This window comes from Pseudomonas sp. NCCP-436 (assembly GCF_019656335.1).
In the GTDB taxonomy this organism is placed as follows: domain Bacteria; phylum Pseudomonadota; class Gammaproteobacteria; order Pseudomonadales; family Pseudomonadaceae; genus Aquipseudomonas.
In genome coordinates, this window is the sequence record NZ_BPLZ01000023.1 from 1 (window position 1) to 19,171 (window position 19,171).

22 protein-coding genes and 1 pseudogene are annotated in these 19,171 nt (G+C 60.3%); 20 read left to right on the forward strand and 3 right to left on the reverse strand.

All coding sequences use genetic code 11. The features are described from left to right. The 11 genes and pseudogenes from NCCP436_RS16835 to NCCP436_RS16885 all read left to right on the forward strand — a co-directional run. Positions 1-222 (forward strand): annotated as a pseudogene (locus tag NCCP436_RS16835) (hypothetical protein); the annotation flags it as partial. Then, positions 219-434 carry a hypothetical protein gene (locus tag NCCP436_RS16840; RefSeq protein WP_220805124.1) on the forward strand — a complete coding sequence of 72 codons (216 nt, stop codon included), beginning with the start codon at positions 219-221 and terminating at the stop codon, positions 432-434. The pseudogene NCCP436_RS16835 and the gene NCCP436_RS16840, both read left to right, overlap by 4 nt. Positions 435-613: 179 nt before the next feature. Beyond that, positions 614-958 carry a hypothetical protein gene (locus NCCP436_RS16845; RefSeq protein ID WP_220805125.1) on the forward strand — a complete coding sequence of 115 codons (345 nt, stop codon included), beginning with the start codon at positions 614-616 and terminating at the stop codon, positions 956-958. Positions 959-973: 15 nt separating this feature from the next. Further along, the gene (locus NCCP436_RS16850; RefSeq protein ID WP_220805126.1) at positions 974-1,147 is read left to right on the forward strand and encodes a hypothetical protein; all 174 of its coding nucleotides are present in this window, start codon (positions 974-976) and stop codon (positions 1,145-1,147) included. Then, on the forward strand, positions 1,144-1,371 hold the full coding sequence (locus NCCP436_RS16855; protein WP_220805127.1) for a hypothetical protein: 228 nt from the start codon (positions 1,144-1,146) through the stop codon (positions 1,369-1,371). The genes NCCP436_RS16850 and NCCP436_RS16855 overlap by 4 nt, the downstream gene beginning before the upstream one ends. 20 nt (positions 1,372-1,391) lie before the next feature. Next, positions 1,392-1,607, forward strand: a complete 216-nt coding sequence (locus NCCP436_RS16860; protein ID WP_220805128.1) for a major capsid protein — start codon at positions 1,392-1,394, stop codon at positions 1,605-1,607. A gap of 133 nt (positions 1,608-1,740) precedes the next feature. After that, complete coding sequence (locus NCCP436_RS16865) at positions 1,741-3,084, forward strand: methyltransferase (RefSeq protein WP_220805129.1); 1,344 nt, start codon at positions 1,741-1,743, stop codon at positions 3,082-3,084. A 12-nt stretch (positions 3,085-3,096) separates the two neighbouring features. Then, positions 3,097-3,459, forward strand: coding sequence for a hypothetical protein (locus tag NCCP436_RS16870; RefSeq protein WP_259651517.1), 363 nt, complete (start codon positions 3,097-3,099; stop codon positions 3,457-3,459). A 4-nt stretch (positions 3,460-3,463) separates the two neighbouring features. Continuing rightward, positions 3,464-4,699 carry a zonular occludens toxin domain-containing protein gene (locus NCCP436_RS16875; RefSeq protein ID WP_220805130.1) on the forward strand — a complete coding sequence of 412 codons (1,236 nt, stop codon included), beginning with the start codon at positions 3,464-3,466 and terminating at the stop codon, positions 4,697-4,699. Between the two features lie 69 nt (positions 4,700-4,768). Further along, positions 4,769-6,046: a hypothetical protein gene (locus NCCP436_RS16880; RefSeq protein WP_220805131.1), complete on the forward strand. Its 1,278-nt coding sequence runs from the start codon at positions 4,769-4,771 to the stop codon at positions 6,044-6,046. Further along, positions 6,046-7,104: a tyrosine-type recombinase/integrase gene (locus NCCP436_RS16885; RefSeq protein ID WP_220805132.1), complete on the forward strand. Its 1,059-nt coding sequence runs from the start codon at positions 6,046-6,048 to the stop codon at positions 7,102-7,104. Before NCCP436_RS16880 ends, NCCP436_RS16885 begins: the two co-directional genes overlap by 1 nt. Here the strand turns inward: NCCP436_RS16885 and NCCP436_RS16890 are convergent. Both NCCP436_RS16890 and NCCP436_RS16895 read right to left on the reverse strand, forming a co-directional pair. Then, a complete protein-coding gene (locus NCCP436_RS16890; RefSeq protein WP_220805133.1) occupies positions 7,077-8,147 on the reverse strand; it encodes an AI-2E family transporter in 1,071 nt (356 codons plus the stop codon). The genes NCCP436_RS16885 and NCCP436_RS16890 overlap by 28 nt on opposite strands. 76 nt (positions 8,148-8,223) lie before the next feature. Then, positions 8,224-9,252 (reverse strand): DUF2066 domain-containing protein, encoded by a 1,029-nt coding sequence (locus NCCP436_RS16895; RefSeq protein ID WP_220805134.1) that lies wholly within the window; start codon positions 9,250-9,252, stop codon positions 8,224-8,226. Between the two features lie 347 nt (positions 9,253-9,599). Here NCCP436_RS16895 and purM point away from each other — a divergent pair, with 347 nt between their 5' ends. The 9 genes from purM (at position 9,600) to NCCP436_RS16940 (ending at position 18,688) form a co-directional block, all read left to right on the forward strand. Next, positions 9,600-10,658 carry a phosphoribosylformylglycinamidine cyclo-ligase gene (gene purM / locus NCCP436_RS16900; RefSeq protein WP_220805135.1) on the forward strand — a complete coding sequence of 353 codons (1,059 nt, stop codon included), beginning with the start codon at positions 9,600-9,602 and terminating at the stop codon, positions 10,656-10,658. After that, positions 10,658-11,305, forward strand: a complete 648-nt coding sequence (purN, locus tag NCCP436_RS16905; RefSeq protein ID WP_220805136.1) for a phosphoribosylglycinamide formyltransferase — start codon at positions 10,658-10,660, stop codon at positions 11,303-11,305. Before purM ends, purN begins: the two co-directional genes overlap by 1 nt. 8 nt (positions 11,306-11,313) lie before the next feature. Beyond that, positions 11,314-12,030: a DUF3108 domain-containing protein gene (locus tag NCCP436_RS16910; protein ID WP_220805137.1), complete on the forward strand. Its 717-nt coding sequence runs from the start codon at positions 11,314-11,316 to the stop codon at positions 12,028-12,030. Positions 12,031-12,191: 161 nt separating this feature from the next. Beyond that, positions 12,192-12,509: a YqjD family protein gene (locus NCCP436_RS16915; protein WP_220805138.1), complete on the forward strand. Its 318-nt coding sequence runs from the start codon at positions 12,192-12,194 to the stop codon at positions 12,507-12,509. Further along, positions 12,509-12,874, forward strand: coding sequence for a phage holin family protein (locus NCCP436_RS16920; protein ID WP_220805139.1), 366 nt, complete (start codon positions 12,509-12,511; stop codon positions 12,872-12,874). The genes NCCP436_RS16915 and NCCP436_RS16920 overlap by 1 nt, the downstream gene beginning before the upstream one ends. Then, positions 12,871-13,161, forward strand: coding sequence for a hypothetical protein (locus NCCP436_RS16925; protein WP_220805140.1), 291 nt, complete (start codon positions 12,871-12,873; stop codon positions 13,159-13,161). The genes NCCP436_RS16920 and NCCP436_RS16925 overlap by 4 nt, the downstream gene beginning before the upstream one ends. Positions 13,162-13,248: 87 nt before the next feature. Beyond that, on the forward strand, positions 13,249-14,580 hold the full coding sequence (locus tag NCCP436_RS16930) for a deoxyguanosinetriphosphate triphosphohydrolase (protein ID WP_220805141.1): 1,332 nt from the start codon (positions 13,249-13,251) through the stop codon (positions 14,578-14,580). Beyond that, positions 14,577-15,641 carry an FUSC family protein gene (locus NCCP436_RS16935; RefSeq protein WP_220805142.1) on the forward strand — a complete coding sequence of 355 codons (1,065 nt, stop codon included), beginning with the start codon at positions 14,577-14,579 and terminating at the stop codon, positions 15,639-15,641. Before NCCP436_RS16930 ends, NCCP436_RS16935 begins: the two co-directional genes overlap by 4 nt. Before the next feature lie 89 nt (positions 15,642-15,730). Continuing rightward, positions 15,731-18,688 (forward strand): HD domain-containing phosphohydrolase, encoded by a 2,958-nt coding sequence (locus NCCP436_RS16940; protein WP_220805143.1) that lies wholly within the window; start codon positions 15,731-15,733, stop codon positions 18,686-18,688. 19 nt (positions 18,689-18,707) lie between these two features. On the opposite strand, the gene NCCP436_RS16945 is transcribed toward NCCP436_RS16940, so the two are convergent. Then, on the reverse strand, positions 18,708-19,049 hold the full coding sequence (locus tag NCCP436_RS16945; RefSeq protein ID WP_220805144.1) for a YggL family protein: 342 nt from the start codon (positions 19,047-19,049) through the stop codon (positions 18,708-18,710). Positions 19,050-19,171 lie beyond the last annotated feature (122 nt).

The following is a 19,171-nucleotide window of genomic DNA, read 5'->3' on the forward strand; positions in this document are numbered from 1 at the left end:
CCGCTGCTCCGGCCCACCGAGATTGTCGAAGGCCGCGCTCCGGTGGTGCATTACATGGCACCGGGGCCGGATCGCTGGAAGAACCGTTCCCGCACCTATCAGGGCATCGCCGATGCCATCGCCGATCAATGGGGCCGTCATGTCATCGACGTGCTGAACGGCAAGGTGCGGGAGGCGGTGCCATGTCAGGCCAGCCTGGATCTGCTGGATGTGCGGGCATGATCGTTCTCGACCTGCCTTCGCTGCTGATCCTTGGCCTGCTGCTGATCAACTGTCTGGTGGTCGGCTACTGGTTTGGCCGTATGGACGGCTCCCGCGTCGGCAGCGACCAGCAAACCTCGTCGCCTCCGGCGTCCGTGACTGGCCCGCGCGGTCTGCCTGACCGAACCGCGCAATCCCCGCCAGTCGCGGTCGGCGGTGGCGAAACGGGATGACAAGGGCCGCGGCCCTTGGTGTTAACGAACTAATTGGCTGCACAAGCGGCAACTGAAAACCCCGGCAAGTCGAGAAAACCACCTCGGGCAAAAAAACGAAAGTTTGCCCGTGTGGACTCGCTCGGCCTGCTGAAAGGCAAACCCGCGCAATAACGCGCAACCAAGCGAGGAAACACAACATGGCACGCACCACTATGGAACTGGCATTCATCAGCGCTGAGCGCGTGAAGTTCGACAACGTGGATCTGGTCAAGCTGTACCTGGGCGACGAACCGGACGGCGAAAAGGACGTGGGTATTTCGCTGCTCTCGATGCAAGTCTCCGAAGACGTCCGCGAAGAAGTGTGGAACGCCTGCAAAGGCCTCGACGTGCTGGAAACCGCCCGCGTAACCGTCGAGATCGAACGCGGCTCCAAGAACGCCGGCAAGTTCATCGTCCTGCACGTCGAGTCTGCCAAGCTGGCTCAGGCCAGCAAACCGGCCCCGCAAGCCGCCCAACAGCAGCAACAGGTGAAGGCCAACTAACCGGGAGGGGCGGCCATGCTGATCGAAGATCGGGTTTTCTGCGACTGCTGCGGAAACGATATGGGCAAGCTTATGGCGCTGCCTGCGCCGCAAAGCGACCTGCTGCCTGATCTTCGTCTGCCGCCTCATTTCGCAGTCTGTCCTGACTGCGAGCCCTTCGAATCTGACACTGAGTTTTCCGGCGAATGATTTACGCGCTCACCTGTGACGGTGCTGTATCGGTCGATACAGGCGGTGCGCCCCTGTGTTCTGGCAGTTGGGTGCTGATCCAGCTGCCTGAACAGTTCGACCCGAGCCAATTGGATCCAGCGGTTCTGGCCCAGTTGTTCGGGATCGGATTTTCCCTCGTAACCACCGTGCTCCTGATCGGGATCGGCTGCAAAGCCATTCTCGACTTCATCCGGCGCGGCTGAACCTTCTGGAGAGTATCACTATGAAACAACTGAAACGCGTCTCCCGCGATCTGGCACTCGCCCTGCCGTTTGTGGCGGTCGGTACCTCGGCTTTTGCCTGGGACTACAGCACTGTAACCGATGGCATCAGCTTCTCCACCATCGCCACCGGCGTTCTGGCAGTCGCTGGCCTGCTGGCGGTCGTGTACGCCGGTATCAAGGGCGCTCGCATCATCCTTGGCTTCCTGCGGAGCTAAATCGTTCCATCACCCAGGCCGGCCTAGCGCCGGCCTTTCTCATTGCGAGGTCGTCATGCAAGCGCTGTGGGAATTCGCCTTCTTCTGCATTGGCTGTGCCTGCGCTTACGCCATTTTTTCGAGGTGGTGATTGATGATGTCGGTTTTGCCGCTTCATGTGTCTGCTGCTTTGCTGTTGTTCTGGATGCTCCCGGTTTATGGCGATGAACTGGTTACTTACACTGCAAGTGGCCAGTCTCCGTATACGGCGCAAACTGAAACGGTTGGGCCGTTCTCCACTTATCAGGCCGCCTGCCAGGCACTTGCTAGCAAGTTTGGTTACAAGTTGACCCAGGTCACGAGCGCCGATGCATCGGGAGACTGTAAAGGTACGAGAGGCCCGGATGGGCAGATTTGGCATATCGGGACATGGGTTCGGCATGTCGAGCAATGTCCTGATGGCATCGCGCCTGATGGTCTTTCTTGTGCTGCTCCTCCTGTTGACTGCTCAAACCTGTCCCCCAAAATCTTTAAGTCGCCTAGTAGTCCTGTCTTTAACTCAGGCGGCAAGAATTATGTACTTGAGAGCTTTCCTCATGGTTCTACAGTTTGCTCTGGTGGCTGTAGTTATGACATAGCGCTTTCGCCTAGTAGTTGTTTCTTTGATCTCGGTTCTACTAACTCGGGGTTTTGTAACCATGTAGGCACCGGTAACGGTGAAACTTGCGCTGGGTCAGATGCTGTTCCGGGGGCTCCCGGCGACGCCCTCAACCCTCCCGATACGCCAGATGTTCCGCCCTCTGATCCCAATAACCCGTGTGCCGGTATGCCCGGTTATTCGTGGTCTGGCACCACCTGTGTTAAAGACCCGGACGATAACAATCCGCCTGGTGGTGACACCGGTGGTGGCGATAGCGGCGGTAATGACGGTGGCTCCGATGGCGGCTCAGGCGGTGGCAACTCCGGTGGCGGCTCGAACGGTGGTGGTGATACGGGCGGCGGCAACACCGGGGGCGGTGACGGCAACGGCAATGGCAGCGGGGACGGCGATGGCAACGGTTCCGGGGGAAGTGGGGACGGCGCAGGTGGTGGCGGCAGCGGCGGCTCCGGCTCGGGTAATGGCAACGGGGATGGCGATGGAGATGGGGAAGGCGGCGGCTTTGGTGGTTATGGATCAGGACCAGGACTGTGCGATAAGGGTGACTGTGAGTTTATAGGCCCTACATATTATGACGGTCAGCAAGTTATACCGGGTTATAGCGACTCGCTATTAAATATATATAACGGCATCTCGAACTCACCTATTGCTACTGCCGTGACTGGAATACAGTTTCCGTCCGGCGTGGGTGCATGTCCTGCCGGATCAGTTGAACTATTCGGCAAAACGATCCTGTTCGAATCGCACTGCACGCTCTGGCCGCAAATTTCCGGGATATTCACCTCTATCATGCTGGCTTTCTGGAGTTTGGTGGCCGTTCGTATTGTGCTTTCTGCATAAGGGGATGGGGTTATGCTCGACTGGCTTAAAGAGCGATTGGATGCAATCTTCAAAAAGATTAATGACTTTATTGATTGGATTAAAGACTTCTTCCTTGCTGTATTTAAATGGCTGCAAGACGCCTATGACAGCTTTGTTGATTGGCTAGAAACATTTCCCCAGTGGGTCTTCTCGAAAATTGCAGAGGGCATAGTTTCATTCTTCGAATCTATCCCCGTTCCGGATTTCTTCTATACAGCGCGTGACGCGTTTGGATCGATCCCGCCTGAGGTCGTTTATTTCGCCTCCATGTTTCGTCTGGACTACGGAGTTCCTGTTGTTCTGCTTGCGTTCTTAATCCGTTTCGTGATTCGCCGCATTCCGCTCATCGGGTGATCTTATGGCTATCGATGCGTATACGGGACTTCCCGGCCACGGTAAGAGTTATGGCGTAGTCGAGCATGTCATCATTCCAAGCCTGAAACAGGGGCGGCATGTGGTAACCAATATTCCGCTGGATGTGGACGCGCTCCTGGTCGACTTCGGCGGCACCATCGAGCAACTGCCGGAAGACTGGTTCGAGCGTGCCGACCTGGGCGAACTGGCTCCGCCCGGCTCCGTCCTGGTACTCGATGAACTGTGGCGGCGCTGGCCCAACGGCATGAAGGCCAACGCGGCCCGACTGGAAGACAAGGCACTGCTGGCCGAACACCGTCACCGGGTCGATGCCAAGGGCCGCTCCATGCGTGTCGTCCTGGTCACGCAGGATCTTGCACAGATCGCTTCCTGGGCGCGTGCTCTGGTCGAGACCACCTACCGGATGGTGAAGAAGAGCAAAAAGATTTACCGCGTCGATATCTATCGGGGTGCCGTCACCGGGCCCCGGCCTCCCAGGTCGGCACTGCTTCGCCAGACCGCGGGCAAATTCAAGCCCGAGGTCTATCGCTACTATCAGTCGGCCACCCAGAGCCAGAGCGGCGGCGTGGGTGATGAATCGGTCGCGGATACCCGAGGCTCCCTGTGGCGCTCCTGGGGCCTTTGGGGGCTCGTCGCGATCATGGTCGGCGGCGCGTCCTTCGGCGTATACGGCATCAACCGGTTCTTCTCGCCAGAGCCAGCTCCCTCTCAGGCAATTTACGTCGAACCGGCCCCGGTCAAGGCCAAGGCCGAGCTAGAGCCTCAAAGCCGGACTGTTCGAGCTGCATCTGCGGTTTACAACGCAAAGCCTGATGGCCCCGTCATGTCCACCACCTGGCGCGTTGGCGGCTACGTCATGTCGCCCACCGGCAGCTGGCAACCAACGCCCCCACCCGAGCCGCCCCCAACCCAGGGCACCTACTGGCAGAACACCGGCAGCGCCCAGCGCGTGAGCAAGACCGCTCGCGTCGTCCTCGTCTCCAACGGTGGAGGGACACGCATCGTGCCCATCAGCGAATGCCGCTTCTTCCCAGGGCAGCTGGATATGTACTGCGACCTCGATGGCGAACGGGTCACCCCTTGGACTGGCCGTGGCGCTGTTACCAGCGTGATCGACCCGGTGCCGTCCGTGAATCCGGCGCGCCGCGAACCTGACACCGGCGCTGGTCAGCGTAGCGCAACCGGCGCCGGTGCCAGCGCGGCGCAGCCGATCCGCTGACGTCCCTGTAGCACGTCAGATAAACCAAGGTTAAACGTGTCGATTCGGCACTATTTGGAGCATTAGAAAATGGCAGTAAAAGACTTGATCCGGGTAAATCATGAGTTCCAGGAAACTCCGACCGGTCGCCTGTTTTTCGATAGCTCAACTGCTCGTATCACCGACCTGTCAAAAGTCCGAATCCTGGCTTGCAGCGTCGATACCGTCCGCCAGCTCTATCGCGGTCTGATCCGCCCGGAAATCATGTGCCTGTTCGATAAGCCCGGCACCATCGTCGATTTCGCTGGCCAGCGTTGGCACTCCGGGCGTGTCAGCAAGGACTCTGGCTACCAGTACAAGCTCCAGAACGCTGACCTGGGCATCATCCTGCTGATCAAGAACTTCAACGCCAAAATCGAGAACATCGGCCCCCACCTGAAAATCGAGGTGTCACCGCACGCCATCGATCAGTTCTGCCCCGAGCGCCTGCAAGAGCGCATGGACTACTACGCCAGCCACGTCCTGACCAACGTCGAGCGCAACCAGTGCGCCGTTCACCTCGCGCTAGATCTCCAGGGCTGGCAACCGCCCGCCGATCTGGTCGCCCGTATGCACTGCCGCGCACGCGCTGCCCGCGATATCTCCGGCATCAAGGAAATTCAGTGGACTTTGGAGTCTGCCACCTACGGTAAAGGCCAGTCCTACCTCTTCGGCTCTGCTGGTGGCGTCCAGCTGGCGATCTACAACAAAACCGAACAGGCCCGGGCCATCGACAAGCTCGACTATTGGGAAGGTGTCTGGAGGCGTCGCGATAGTTTCGATGAAGCTGACCCGGACAACTACAACCCGGAGCAGGACGTCTGGCGTGTCGAGCTGCGCTATCACCACTCGGTGATCCAGCAATTCGCCTCCGGTTCGTTTGATCTTAAATCCGGCGAAACCATCGAAACCGACAGCTATGCTGCCTTCGCTCCGCACCTTGACGGGCTGTGGCGCTATGGCCTGCGCCAATTTAAGCTACTGGCTCGCCCTGGCTACTTTGAGCCGATTTGGACGCTGATCCGTGAAGATGTGCGCGTCGATCTGCCGGTGGATTCCCTGGTGGATGAAACTGAGTACAAGCGCCAATACAAAACCTCGCGGGGCTTCTCCGGCAAGAACGTGGAGCTGTTTCTGGGAAACTTCGTCAGCCTGCTGGCACGGGAGCGAGTGGGCGCTAGGCGAGCATTTCACCGGCTCAAGGATTGGGAGTGCTGGCCGGTGATCCGCGACCACTATGCCGCCAAGGGCATGGATGAAGACGGGTTGTACAAGCACATCAAGGGCATTCTCGAAGAACGCCATGTGCGTTGGGGGCGTGCCGTCTGATGGCTATTGAACAGCTACCGGACGGCCGCTGGAAGGTCGATGTAGAGCCGGTTAAGGGCAAGCGGTTCCGCAAGATCGTCAAAACCAAAGCTGAGGCGCTTCGGTTTGAGGCGATGCGTCGTGCTGAGTGTATTCAGCCGGCAAGCTGGAATCCTAAGCCAAAGGATAACCGTCGCCTGAGTGAGGTTATTCAGCGCTGGTATGACCTGCACGGCCACGCCATAACCAGCGGTCAGCGTCGAACCAATGCCCTTAAGCTCATGGCCAAGCGCCTGGGTGATCCTGTAGCCCGCAAGCTCACTGGGTCCGCTGTTGTAGACCTGCGTCGCCGTGAACTCGAATCTGGTGCCAAGCCAAAGTCGATCAACAATCGCTTGTCCTACCTCAAGACGGTTTTCAATGAGCTGTATCGCCTGGGCGATATCGACTATTCAAGCCCGCTGGCCAGGCTCAAGCCCCTCAAGTTTCAGGAGTCGCAGCTAACATACCTGACGGTTAACCATATTAAGCAACTGCTCGATGCTCTCGATGGTAGCCGCTCTAGAAGCGTTCGCCTTGTTGCTGAGCTATGTCTCGCCACGGGTGCTAGATGGTCAGAGGCTGAAGGTCTGCGGCCTGAGCTTGTCAGGAACGATACCGTCACGTTCGTTAATACAAAGTCGAAGCGAGTCCGCACGGTGCCTATTAGCTCCGACCTGGCTAAACGCCTTACCGAGCATTTTGCCATTCATGGCCGCTTCACCAGTTGTATGCGTGCGTTTCGCGTTGCGCTCAAGGCTAGCGGTATCAAGCTGCCTCGGGGTCAGGCAAGCCACGTCTTGCGCCACACGTTCGCCAGTCACTTCATTATGAACGGTGGTGGCATCCTGGCGCTCAAGGAAATTCTAGGTCATTCATCGCTGGCGATGACCATGCGCTATGCGCACCTGTCGCCGTCTCATCTGCGGGAGGCTGTGCGCTTCAATCCGCTGGATGGTTTCGACACTTCTTCGACACAATGCAAAAAGACCCGAAAGAAAACCCTTAAAAATCAGTCACTTGGCGATGATTCACCGTAAAGGTCAGAAAGTTTATACAAATCATGCACATGGCGCAGCAGAACCATGATTACCGCAGCAACTGGCAGAGCCAGCAACACGCCGGTAAAGCCGAACAGCTGTCCTCCAGCGAGAATGGCAAAGATCACCGCCACCGGATGCAGGCCAATACGGTCGCCCACCAACATCGGCGTCAGCACCATACCTTCAAGCAATTGGCCGATCATGAATACCACGCCGATGCCGATCAGCGGGTATGGGTCCAGGCCAAACTGGAACAGCGCCGCACCCAACGCCGCACCGATGCCGACGATAAAGCCCATGTAGGGCACGATACTGGCCAGCCCTGCCAGTACGCCGATCAACAGGCCCAGCTCCAGTCCCAGCAGCATCAGACCGACCGAGTAGATGATACTTAGGGCCAGCATCACCAATAGCTGGCCGCGCAGAAACGCTCCCAGCACTTCATGGCACTCCCCGGTCAACCGCACCACCAGTGCCTCACGCTGGCGTGGCAGCAGGTGCCGAACACGCTCGACCAACACGTCCCAGTCGCGCATCAGGTAGAAGCTAACTACCGGAATCAGCAACAGGTTGCCGAGCCAGGCCAGCAGAGCAAGCCCGGATGACGTAGCCTGCGCCAACACCAGCTTGACCACCCCGGTGGTCTTGCCGAGGTTCTCGGCAAACACCTGCTTGAGCTGGTCGAGCTGTAGCAGATCGCCCTGCAGACCAAGATGAGTCTGCGACCAGGGCAAGGCAGTACCCTGCAGCCAATCGAGGACTTCCGGCGCCAGCTGGTAGAGGCGCACCAGCTGCCGGCCGAGCATGGGTATCAGCACCAGCAGCAAAATCAGCAGCAGCAACGAAAAGAGGGTGAACACCACCACCACTGCACCAGTGCGCGACAGCCGGTGGCGCTCAAGACGGTCGACCAGTGGATCCCCCAGATAAGCCAGCAGAATACCAACCAGAAAGGGGGACAATATCGGATGCAGCAGGTAGAGCAACCAGCCAAGCAGCAGGAACCCGGCCATCCATAGCCAGCGAGAAGATTCGGTCATGTTCGCGCCCTCGATGCGAAACGACGCCGGCCACTCTGCCGGCACCTGTCCTGGTAGCCAGAAAGCGGCCAGCAGTCTACCAGCGGAAGCGCAACGGATCGTTGCGCGGCATCACTTGCGGTACCTGCGCGCCGTCTTCCGCCTGTGGCAACTCGGGCGACGGCTCAGTCACTTCCTGCAGATGTGCCAGCGCCAACTGAGCCCGCAACTGCTCCGGACTGGCACTGACCTGATAGCTCAGGGTCTGGCCGTCGACAGTCAGCAAACGCGCCGCGAACGGCTCAAGCAACTGTTCCAGAGAGGCGTAACGCTGCAGATCAGCACCTTCGACGACCAGCGTCAGGCTTTGCGCCGCACCGGGACGCACCACAAAGCGCGGGGCCAGTCGTTCATTCACAGCCAGCATCACCGCATCGGCCAGAGCGGCCTGATCGGCGGCCTTGACCTGCCCCTGCTCGCGCTCATCGCCCAGCCACAGACGCCAGGTCGCCTGCCAGCCATCCGCGCCCTCTTTCGCCTGTACCGCCAGTAGGGCATCGGCAGCGTAGCGCTCGGAAGCTTCACGCAAAGCCTGCGGATCACTGGCCAGCAACTTTTCACCGCTAGCCAGCAGTTGTTCGCCCAGATCCGCCAGCGGCAGGCGCAACGGCAGTCCACGGTGCTGGGCAGCGCTATTCAGCAGGGCGGAGGTGGCCTGGCTCTCCCCGACCAGTTGGCTGCCCTCGGGCGACTCGTTGAGCCACCAGGTCAATACTGCTGGACGGTTGGCGCCCCACAGAGCCAGCCCGGCCTGACGCAGCTGTCGATCCGTACTCGCCGGGTCGAACTCCACCACCAGCGCATCGCCATCGAAACTGAACTGACTGACGATCTGCTGCGGATCTTTGCGCAGGCCTTCCAGAGCAGGATTCTGCAAAGTCCGGGCATCGCCCGTCAGACGCTGCACCAGAGTCTGCAGCGCCTGCTGCATGGCAGCTTCGCGATTTTCCGGTTGCTGATCCGCCACCACCTCGCGCACCTGATACAAACCGGCAACCGGCGCCGCAACGGCCGCCAGGCTCAGAAGCGATAGACAAAGGGACAGCAAGACAATGAACGGACGCATGGCAGACTCTCGCAAAAAGTAGTGCATCAGCAGCAGGTCGTCACGACAGCCGGGCAAGGCCGTGCGCACGCCCCGGAAATGAGAACTGGAGTTTACGTGCCGCAGGCCCGGCTTTTGAATAGCTTTCTGTACCATGATGCATCACCGGTACTGCCCAACAGCTATCCTGAGCGGCAGCGCAAGTCCAGCCAGCCTGGTGGACGATCAGACAAGCCTGTGCGAGTGGCTGCTGCCGGGCAACCCTGATAAAATCGCGCGCCTTCGCCAGCCGGTACGGATGTCGGCCTTGCATAGCGCAAGCCTCATTCGACGGCGCCTACACGAACTCCTTTCAAGGGCCGGATCACATGAGCAAGCAACCCTCCATCAGCTACAAGGACGCAGGTGTCGACATCGACGCCGGTGAAGCCCTGGTCGAACGCATCAAAGGCGTAGCCAAGCGCACCGCACGTCCGGAAGTCATGGGGGGCCTGGGTGGTTTCGGCGCTCTGTGCGAGATTCCCGCCGGCTACAAGCAGCCCGTGCTGGTTTCCGGCACCGACGGCGTCGGCACCAAGCTGCGCCTGGCGCTGAACCTGAACAAGCATGACAGCATCGGCCAGGACCTGGTCGCCATGTGCGTCAACGATCTGGTAGTGTGCGGCGCCGAGCCGCTGTTCTTCCTCGACTACTACGCCACCGGCAAGCTCAACGTCGACGTGGCCGCCACTGTGGTCACCGGCATCGGCGCCGGCTGCGAACTGGCCGGCTGCTCCCTGGTCGGCGGCGAGACCGCCGAGATGCCCGGCATGTACGAGGGCGAGGACTACGACCTGGCCGGCTTCTGCGTCGGCGTGGTGGAGAAGAGCGAGATCATCGACGGTTCCAAGGTGGTCACCGGCGACGCGCTGATCGCCCTGCCCTCCTCCGGCCCGCACTCCAACGGCTACTCGCTGATCCGCAAGATCCTCGAGGTCTCCGGCACCGACATCGAAGCCACCGAGCTGGACGGCAAGAAGCTGGCCGATCTGCTGATGGCGCCGACCCGCATCTACGTCAAGCCGCTGCTCAAGCTGATCAAGAGCACCGGCGCAGTCAAGGCCATGGCCCACATCACTGGCGGTGGCCTGCTCGACAACATCCCGCGCGTGCTACCGGAAGGCGCCCAGGCGGTGATCGACGTGGCCAGCTGGACCCGCCCGGCGGTGTTCGACTGGCTGCAGGAGAAGGGCAATGTCGACGAGCATGAGATGCACCGCGTACTGAACTGCGGCGTCGGCATGGTCATCTGCGTGGCCCAGGACCAGGTAGAGGCGGCGCTGGCCAGCCTGCGCGACTCCGGCGAGCAGCCCTGGGTCATCGGCCAGATCGCAGAGGCTGCTGCCGGCGCCGAGCAGGTCGTGCTGAACAACCTGAAAGCCCACTGATGGCCGACTGCAACATTGTCGTCCTGATTTCAGGCTCCGGCAGCAACCTGCAGGCGCTGATCGACAGCATCGCCCAGGATAGCAACCCGGCGCGTATCGCCGCGGTGATTTCCAACCGCGCCGATGCCTACGGCCTGGTCCGTGCGCAGAACGCCGGCATCCCCACCCGGGTGCTGGATCACAGGCAGTTCGACGGCCGCGAGGCCTTCGACGCTGCGCTGATCGAGGCCATCGACGGCTTCGACCCGCAGCTGGTGGTGCTGGCCGGCTTTATGCGCATACTCACGCCCGGGTTCGTCAACCACTACACTGGCCGCCTGCTGAACATTCATCCCTCGCTGCTGCCCAAGTACAAGGGCCTGCACACCCACCAGCGTGCGCTGGAAGCAGGAGACAGCGAACACGGCTGCAGCGTACATTTCGTCACCGAGGAACTCGATGGTGGCCCTCTGGTCGTACAGGCTGTACTGCCAGTTCTGCCAGGCGACACAGTCGAGAGCCTGGCCCAGCGTGTTCATCAGCAGGAACACAGGATCTACCCTCTGGCTGTCCGCTGGTTTGCCGAAGGCCGCTTGCGTCTTGGCGCCCAAGGCGCAATGCTGGACGGCAAGCTGTTGCCTGCCAGCGGCCATCTGATCCGAACCTAGGAGACTCTATGCGTCGTGCCCTGTTGTTCGCCTTGACTCTGTTCAGCCTGCCCGTGCTGGCTGCCGACCTGCAACCCTTTTCCGCCAGCTATACCGCCGACTGGAAGCAACTGCCAGTCAGCGGCAGCGCCGAGCGCAGCCTCAAGCGCGAAAGCGATGGCAGCTGGAAACTCAGTTTCCATGCTTCGATGCTGGTCGCCAGCCTTACCGAGGAAAGCACGTTTCGCCTCGAGAACCAGAGTCTGAAACCCTTGACCTACCGCTTGAACCGCAGCGGACTGGGCAAGGGCAAGAAAGTCGCCCATAACTTCGACTGGCAGCGCAAGCTGGTAACTGGCAACGACCGCGACGATGCTGTGCGCATCCCTCTCAATCGTGGCCTTCTGGACAAATCCACCTACCAGCTAGCCCTGCAGCAGGATGTGGCCGCAGGCAAGAAAAGCGTCAGCTACCAGGTAGTCGACGGTGACGAGATCGAAACCTACGATTTCCGCGTTCTGGGCCCTGAAGTGGTTCGCACCAAGGCCGGTCTGATCGACGCAATCAAGGTAGAGCGCGTGCGTGACCCAACGCAGAGCTCGCGTAAGACGATACTTTGGTTCGCCAAGGATTGGGGCCACCTGCTGGTTCGCCTGCACCAGGTAGAAACCGACGGCAAGGAATACCAGATCATGCTCAAGGAAGGCAGTGTCGACGGCAAACCCGTCGAAGGACGCCGCGACTGACTCCCTGTCTGCCAACAATGCCCGTATCAATCGATACGGGCATTGTCGTTTAAGGCCTGACAACACGCAGGCTACAGGATCAAAAGTAATGCTCCCCTGCGGAACCCTCGGCGAAGAATGTACTCGTAAGATCTACACACCCAACGCAGAGGATGCGCACCATGCCCCGCAAAGCCGCAACGCAGAAAACTCCAGACACTTTGCTGGACGAGTTCCAGGCACTGGTAAGTGACACCGAGAAACTACTGCAACAGTCCGCCGAGCTGGCGGGAGATCAGGCCGAGACCTTGCGCGAGGAAATCCGCAACAGCCTAAACCGGGCACGGGAAACCCTGCAGGATGCTGAAACCAACCTGCGCGAACGCGGCAAAGAAGCAATCGAGGCAACCGAGGGTTATGTACACAAATACCCTTGGCAGGCACTCGGGCTGTCGGCCATCGCCGGTCTTCTGCTCGGTTTTTTGCTCTGTCGCCGCTGATGAGCCAATCCAGCGGGCCATCTCCCCGCCGTCTGGCTGCGGCGCTGCTGGGGCTGCTGCAGGGTCACCTGACCCTGCTCAGCCATGAGCTGGAGGATCAGCGCAATCAGGCAATGAGCCTGATCCTGCTCACAGGACTGGCTCTGATATTTGCCCTGCTGTTGCTGATCGGCCTCTCTGCACTTCTGCTGATTCTCTACTGGGATAGCCATCGCGTGCTGGTGGCTGGCGGTCTCTGTCTGTTCTACGGACTGGCCGCGCTTGGCTGTACAGTGCTGATTCTGCACCGCCTGCGTCATGCCGAGGCACCGTTCAGCGCCAGCCTGGAAGAACTGCAACGTGATCGGGAGCAATTGCTGCCATGACCCTGCCCACCCCGCCTACCGGCTCCTCCCCCCGGCAACTGCGCAAGGCCGTATTGCGCATGCGTCTGGAAGTCCATCGCCAGGAGCTGCGCCACGAAATGCTGCAGTTCACCCAGCCAATCCGTCAGGTACGCGACTACGGCCATCGCCTGCGCAAGGGATCAGCTCCCTTTTTGCTGAGTGGCGGCGTCATGGCACTGGCTGGCGTGCTTGGCGGCAAGCGTGGCTGGCGCCGCTGGCTGCGTCTGGCATTACTGCTCATGCCACTTTTGCGCCGACAGCGTTAATCAGGCCCCTTGCCCGTCGACGGACTTGCAGACGCCGAGCTGAACACCGAAGCTAGAGAGCCTGGAGCAACCTGTCGAGGAACGGCCTTGGATTGGCATACCCTGCTCACTCGCGAGCGACTTGGCAAACCGGATCCCAGCTCTGCCGAATTGGGACGCAGCCCCTTCCACAAGGATCATGACCGCGTCATCTTCTCTGGCGCGTTTCGCCGTCTTGGACGCAAGACGCAGGTGCATCCGGTCACCAGCAACGACCATATCCACACCCGCCTGACCCATTCACTGGAAGTCAGTTGTGTCGGCCGCTCACTGGCCATGCGTGTGGGCGAGATGTTGCGCGACGAACTGCCGGGCTGGTGCACGCCGAGCGACCTGGGCATGGTGGTGCAATCCGCCTGTCTGGCCCATGACATCGGCAACCCTCCGTTTGGCCATTCGGGTGAAGATGCCATTCGCCACTGGTTCCGTCAGGCCGCCGAACGCGGCTGGCTGGACGCCATGAGCGACGCCGAACGCGCCGACTTTCTCAGCTTCGAAGGCAACGCCCAAGGCTTTCGCGTGCTTACTCAACTGGAATACCACCAGTTCGACGGCGGCATGCGACTGACCTACGCCACCCTGGGCAGTTATCTGAAATACCCCTGGACTGCCCGGCACGCCGAAGCACAGGGCTACAAAAAACATAAGTTCGGCTGCTACCAGAGCGAGTTGCCGCTGCTTGAACAAATCGCCACCCGGCTGGAGCTGCCGCAGCTAGACGATCAACGCTGGGCTCGTCACCCGCTGGTATACCTGATGGAGGCGGCAGACGACATCTGCTATGGCCTGATCGATCTGGAAGATGGCGTGGAGATGGAGCTGCTCGACTACAGCGAAGTGGAAGCCCTGCTACTCGACCTGGTAGGCGATGACCTGCCGGAAACCTACCGCCAGCTCGGCCCGCGCGACTCACGTCGGCGCAAGCTGGCCATCCTGCGCGGCAAGGCCATCGAGCACCTGACCAATGCAGCGGCCAGCGCCTTCGTCGAACAACAGCACACCCTGCTCGCCGGGCATCTGCAGGGCGATCTGGTAGAGCACATGCACGGCGCGGCAAAGCACTGCGTGCAGCGAGCCAAGTCCCTTGCACGAGAGAAGATTTTCCATGACAAGCGCAAGACTCTGCACGAAATCGGCGCCTACACGACCCTAGAGATCCTGCTCAATGCCTTCTGCGGGGCTGCACTGGAGCTACATAGCGGACGAGCTTCGTCATTCCGTCACCGACGCATCCTCGACCTGCTCAGCTACTATGCTCCGGAGCCAGGCTGGCCGTTATACCGTTCGTTCATGCGCGTAATCGATTTCATCGCCGGCATGACCGACAGCTACGCAACGGAAATGGCAAGAGAGATGACCGGGCGTTCAGCTACTCCATGAGCAACAAAACCCGCAACAGCTTCGCCTGGCACCCAGGGCCACCGGCCTGGGGAGCTGCAGTCATTGCCGCGCTGGGCTGCGCCCTGCCGCTGGTGCTGGGCCTGTTCACCGGCCATAGTGGCTTTCTCTGGGCCTCGGCAGGTGCCTTTCAGGCTGCCCAGGCCAATCCGCTGCATCGTTTCGGCATGCTGCGGATGCTGTTGCTGAGCGGTCTTGGTGCCTGCAGTGCCGCCCTTGGCTTCTGGGCAGGCAGGGATCCTCTGGCCAGCCTGACAGTCTTTGCCGCCTTTGGCCTGTTGTTGGCATGGCTGCAGCGCTTCGGCCGAGAGGCCGGCAAACTCGCTATCGGCCTGTGCATCTGCCTATGCCTGGGTCAAGGCCATTTGGGTCTCGGCAATCTGCACAATCCCTATGCCGTAGCTGCACTGTTCACTCTCGGCGGCCTTTGGGTCATGCTGCTGGCGTTCGGCCTGCGAGGTTTGCATGGCTTGCGCACCTGGCCCTACATGCCGCGTCTGTTGAGTATTCTCAAGGTGCTCAGACGACACGCCCGGCGTCTGCCACGCCGCCAGTGGCTGCCGCATGCTCTGGCCTGCATGCTGGCTTTCGCCAGCGCAGGATTCATCGTCAACCTGGCCGCACTGCCCCGTGGCTACTGGTTGACCCTGATCGTCGCGACCAGCCTGCAGTTGGATTTTCAGGGCAGCCCGATTCGTACACTACAAGCCAGTCTGGCCAGCCTGATCGCTGCCGGCCTGCTGATCCTGTTCGGCCACAGCCTGCAAAGCCCGCCGCTGATGGTGATATCTCTGCTGATGCTGATCACTCTTACTCGCGCCCTGCAAGCCAACAGTTACGGCCTGTTCGTGCTGCAGACAAGTCTCTGCTTCGTGCTGTTGAGCGACAGCCTGGCTCAGGACTGGCATCTGGCCGAGCTGCGACTGCTCAATGCGCTGCTTGGGGTGGTTCTGACACTGGCAGTGGCCCTGCTGTTCTATGGCCTGCGCCTGCAATTGGAAAAGTCGACAGACACCACCAACCTGCCACCTCCATCGCCATAAAGGCAATACGGCATCAAATCTGCCGGCAGAACAGTCACTCCTTCACTATGCTGTGAACAATCCGCAGCACCGGCCAGGAGTGAAGAGCGATGCCCAACACCGCCGTTCGCAACGAACGCCGTTTCCCTCTGCACGTCCACATCAGCGCACTCTTCACCCTGCTTCTGCTACTGACCGGCATATTTCTCGGCCTGTTCAACTATCAACAAACCAGCCGGCTGATCGTCACCAGCAGCGAGGCGCTGTTCGAGCGCATACAGAACGATGTGGAGAAAGATCTGCAGAGCACCTACCAGCCGATCCGTCACCTGCTCAGCCTGCTGGCGCTGAACCCGGCGACCGCAGCCGAAAATCTGGAGAGCCGTCTACTGTTGCTGCCACTGTTCGCCCAGGCACTACGCGACAACCCAAAGCTGGCATCACTCTATCTGGGCTACGAGGACGGCGACTTCTTCATGGTGCGCCCTCTGCGCGACGAGCAGACACGAGAACAATTTGAAGCACCGGAAAACTCCGCCTTCCAGATCTGGTCGATCGACCGAACTCCCTCGGCCCTGCACAGCCAGTACCTGTTCTACGACGACTCACTGCAACTGCTGGATCGTCGACCGCGTACCGAGGAATCCTACGATCCCCGCACTCGTGCATGGTTCCAGCAGGCGCGTCATGATGGAAAGCAGATCAGCACTGAACCCTATCTGTTCTTCTCCACCCAGGAAGTGGGGACCACCCTGGCACGTCGCGGTGAACTGAGCAGCGTGCTCGGAGCAGATCTGACCCTGGAGGATCTTTCCGCCACCCTGGCCCGCCACCGCGTCACCCCCAGCAGCGAGGTGTTACTGGCAGACGCCAGCGGCCTGGCCGTGGCCTATTCCGACAGCAATCGGCTACTAGATAAAAATGAAGACCAGCCAACACGGGCACAAGCCACCGAACTCAACCCGGCGTTCGGCGAACTGCTTGCAGGCAACCTTTTCACATCTGGTTCGGGAGCACTGGAGCTGGCCGGACAACGCTGGATAGCAGCTCATCGCCATCTGCAGGAAGGTGGCCCGCAGGGCTTGCATCTGATTCTTCTGGTTCCGGAGCAGGAGCTACTGAGCGACGCTTACCGCATCCGCTGGCAGGGGGCGCTGATTACCCTGGCGACGCTGCTCTTGTGCCTGCCCTTGGGCTGGCTGACCTCTCGCCTGGTAGTCAGACCGTTACGCAGCCTTGTAAACGAAGCTGAAGCCATCCGCCGATTCGACTTTTCCCATCCGGCCAGCGGCCGTTCGCCGATTCTCGAGGTGGATCAGTTGGCCATCTCGATGAGCAGCATGAAAGAACGCCTGTCGAGCTTTCTCGACATTGCTGCCAGCCTCAGCTCCGAACCTCATTTCGACACCTTGCTCAGACGAATCATGGACGCCACCGTGTCGGTCAGCGGTGCCCAAGGTGGACTGCTCTATCTGCTTGACAGCGAAAGCGGTCGCCTGGAACCACAGGGACTGATTCTCGACGGCCAACGCCGCCAACTGGATGACGCCGAGTTGCACCCCCTGACTCCGGACGACCCGCAACTGCCCGAGTGGCTGCGCCGCCCCGCCAGCGGAGGAGCCAGCAGCGCCATTTCGATAGGTTTCGACCAGGCTGGTGAGTTTCGTCCCCTGCTGTCGCTGGCCGACAGTCCACGTCTGCACCTGATCGCAGCCGGGCTGCACAACCGTCAGGGCGAAACCGTGGGAGTGCTGGTTCTGCTGCAACGTGATTGCGGCGAAGGCCGCGACTCCATGCACAGCGCCGAACGCATAGCCTTCGTCGACGCCGTATCCAGCAGCGCCGCACTATGCATAGAAAGCCAGCGCCTTCTATCGCGTCAGAAACAGCTGCTGGATGCCTTCATCCAGTTGATCGCCGGCGCCATCGATGCCAAGAGCCCCTATACCGGGGGACACTGCCAGCGAGTGCCGCAAATCACCCTGATGCTGGCTCGCGCCGCAGCTGAAAGCAACGCCCCGGCATTTCGCGACTACCACCCCGGCGAGCACGACTGGGAAGCCCTGCATATCGCCGCCTGGCTGCACGACTGCGGAAAAGTCACCACCCCTGAATACGTGGTGGATAAAGCTACCAAGCTGGAAACTCTCTACGACCGCATTCATGAGGTGCGCATGCGCTTTGAGGTGCTCAAGCGCGACGCCTGGATCGACTACTGGAAAGAGCTTTCACAAGGGGGCGACAGCGTGGCGCTGGCAGCCAGACGCGAAGAGACGCTGACCACTCTGGATGACGAATTTGCCTTTGTCGCCCATCTCAACCTGGGCGGGGAAACACTGGCCGAAACGGATCTGCAGCGTCTCGAACGGATCGCTCAACGCCGCTGGCTGCGCACCCTGGATAAACGTCTGGGGGTGTCCTGGGAAGAAGCTCGTCGACTGGAGCGCGAACCCACCATTCTGCCGGTGGAAGAGCCACTTCTGGCAGACCGCCCCGAACACCTGATCGAGCGCCCCGAACAGGAGCGCATTGCACCAGACAACCGCTGGGGCTTCCAACTCAAAGAGCCGAAATACAAATTCAACCGCGGTGAGCTGCATAACCTGCGCATCAGCCGTGGCACCCTGACTCCTGAGGAGCGTTATCTCATCAATCACCATATCGTGCAGACTATCCGGATGCTCGATTGCCTGCCCTTCCCGCCGCATTTGCGGAAGGTGGTGGAGATCGCCGGCGGGCATCACGAAAAGATGGATGGCAGCGGCTACCCCAGGGGACTGAAAGGCGAACAAATGTCACTGCCTGCGCGAATGATAGCCATTGCCGACATCCTCGAAGCCCTGACAGCGGCCGACCGTCCTTACAAGAAGGGAAAGACCCTGTCGGAAGCGCTGAACATCATGCTCGGCATGTGCCACACAGCCCACATCGACTCAGAACTGTTCGCTCTGCTCATACGCAGCGGCATCCACCGCCGCTATGCCGAACGGTTCATGCTCCCCGAGCAGATCGACCAAGTCGACGACCAGGCGATTCTGGCGACACTAAAAAGCGAAACGGGGGCTTAAGCCCCCGTCGCATCTCGCCTCAAGCCTGGTTGACCGGCTTTTCCGGATACCAGACGTCAAGCAGCGGGCTGATCTCGAAGCTCTCCAGCTCGTCACGACCCTTGAGCCAAGCATCCACGGCCGCACGCTGCTCCTCGCTGACCGAACCGCGCTTGGCCAGACAGACCAGACCGTAGTCTTCACCACCGACATAGTCCAGACCATTGCCGGCAATGGCCTGATCGAGGAACTGGTCGACGAAATCATCGAGCACGGCATCGCTCAGATCCGGCTTGAAATTCAGGGTCAGTTCAAACCCCAGCTCCTGAAACTCGTCGACACAGAGCTTCTTGCGCAGACGGCGGGAACGATTGGTCGCCATGGGACACTCCTTACAGATGGTAACCGCGGCACTCTAGCAGTTTCGCCAACAGATAGCCCGTTCTGTCTGACACCGGCCCCGATACTGCAGATTGCCGTCGCTTGTTGCTGCATAATGTTGAC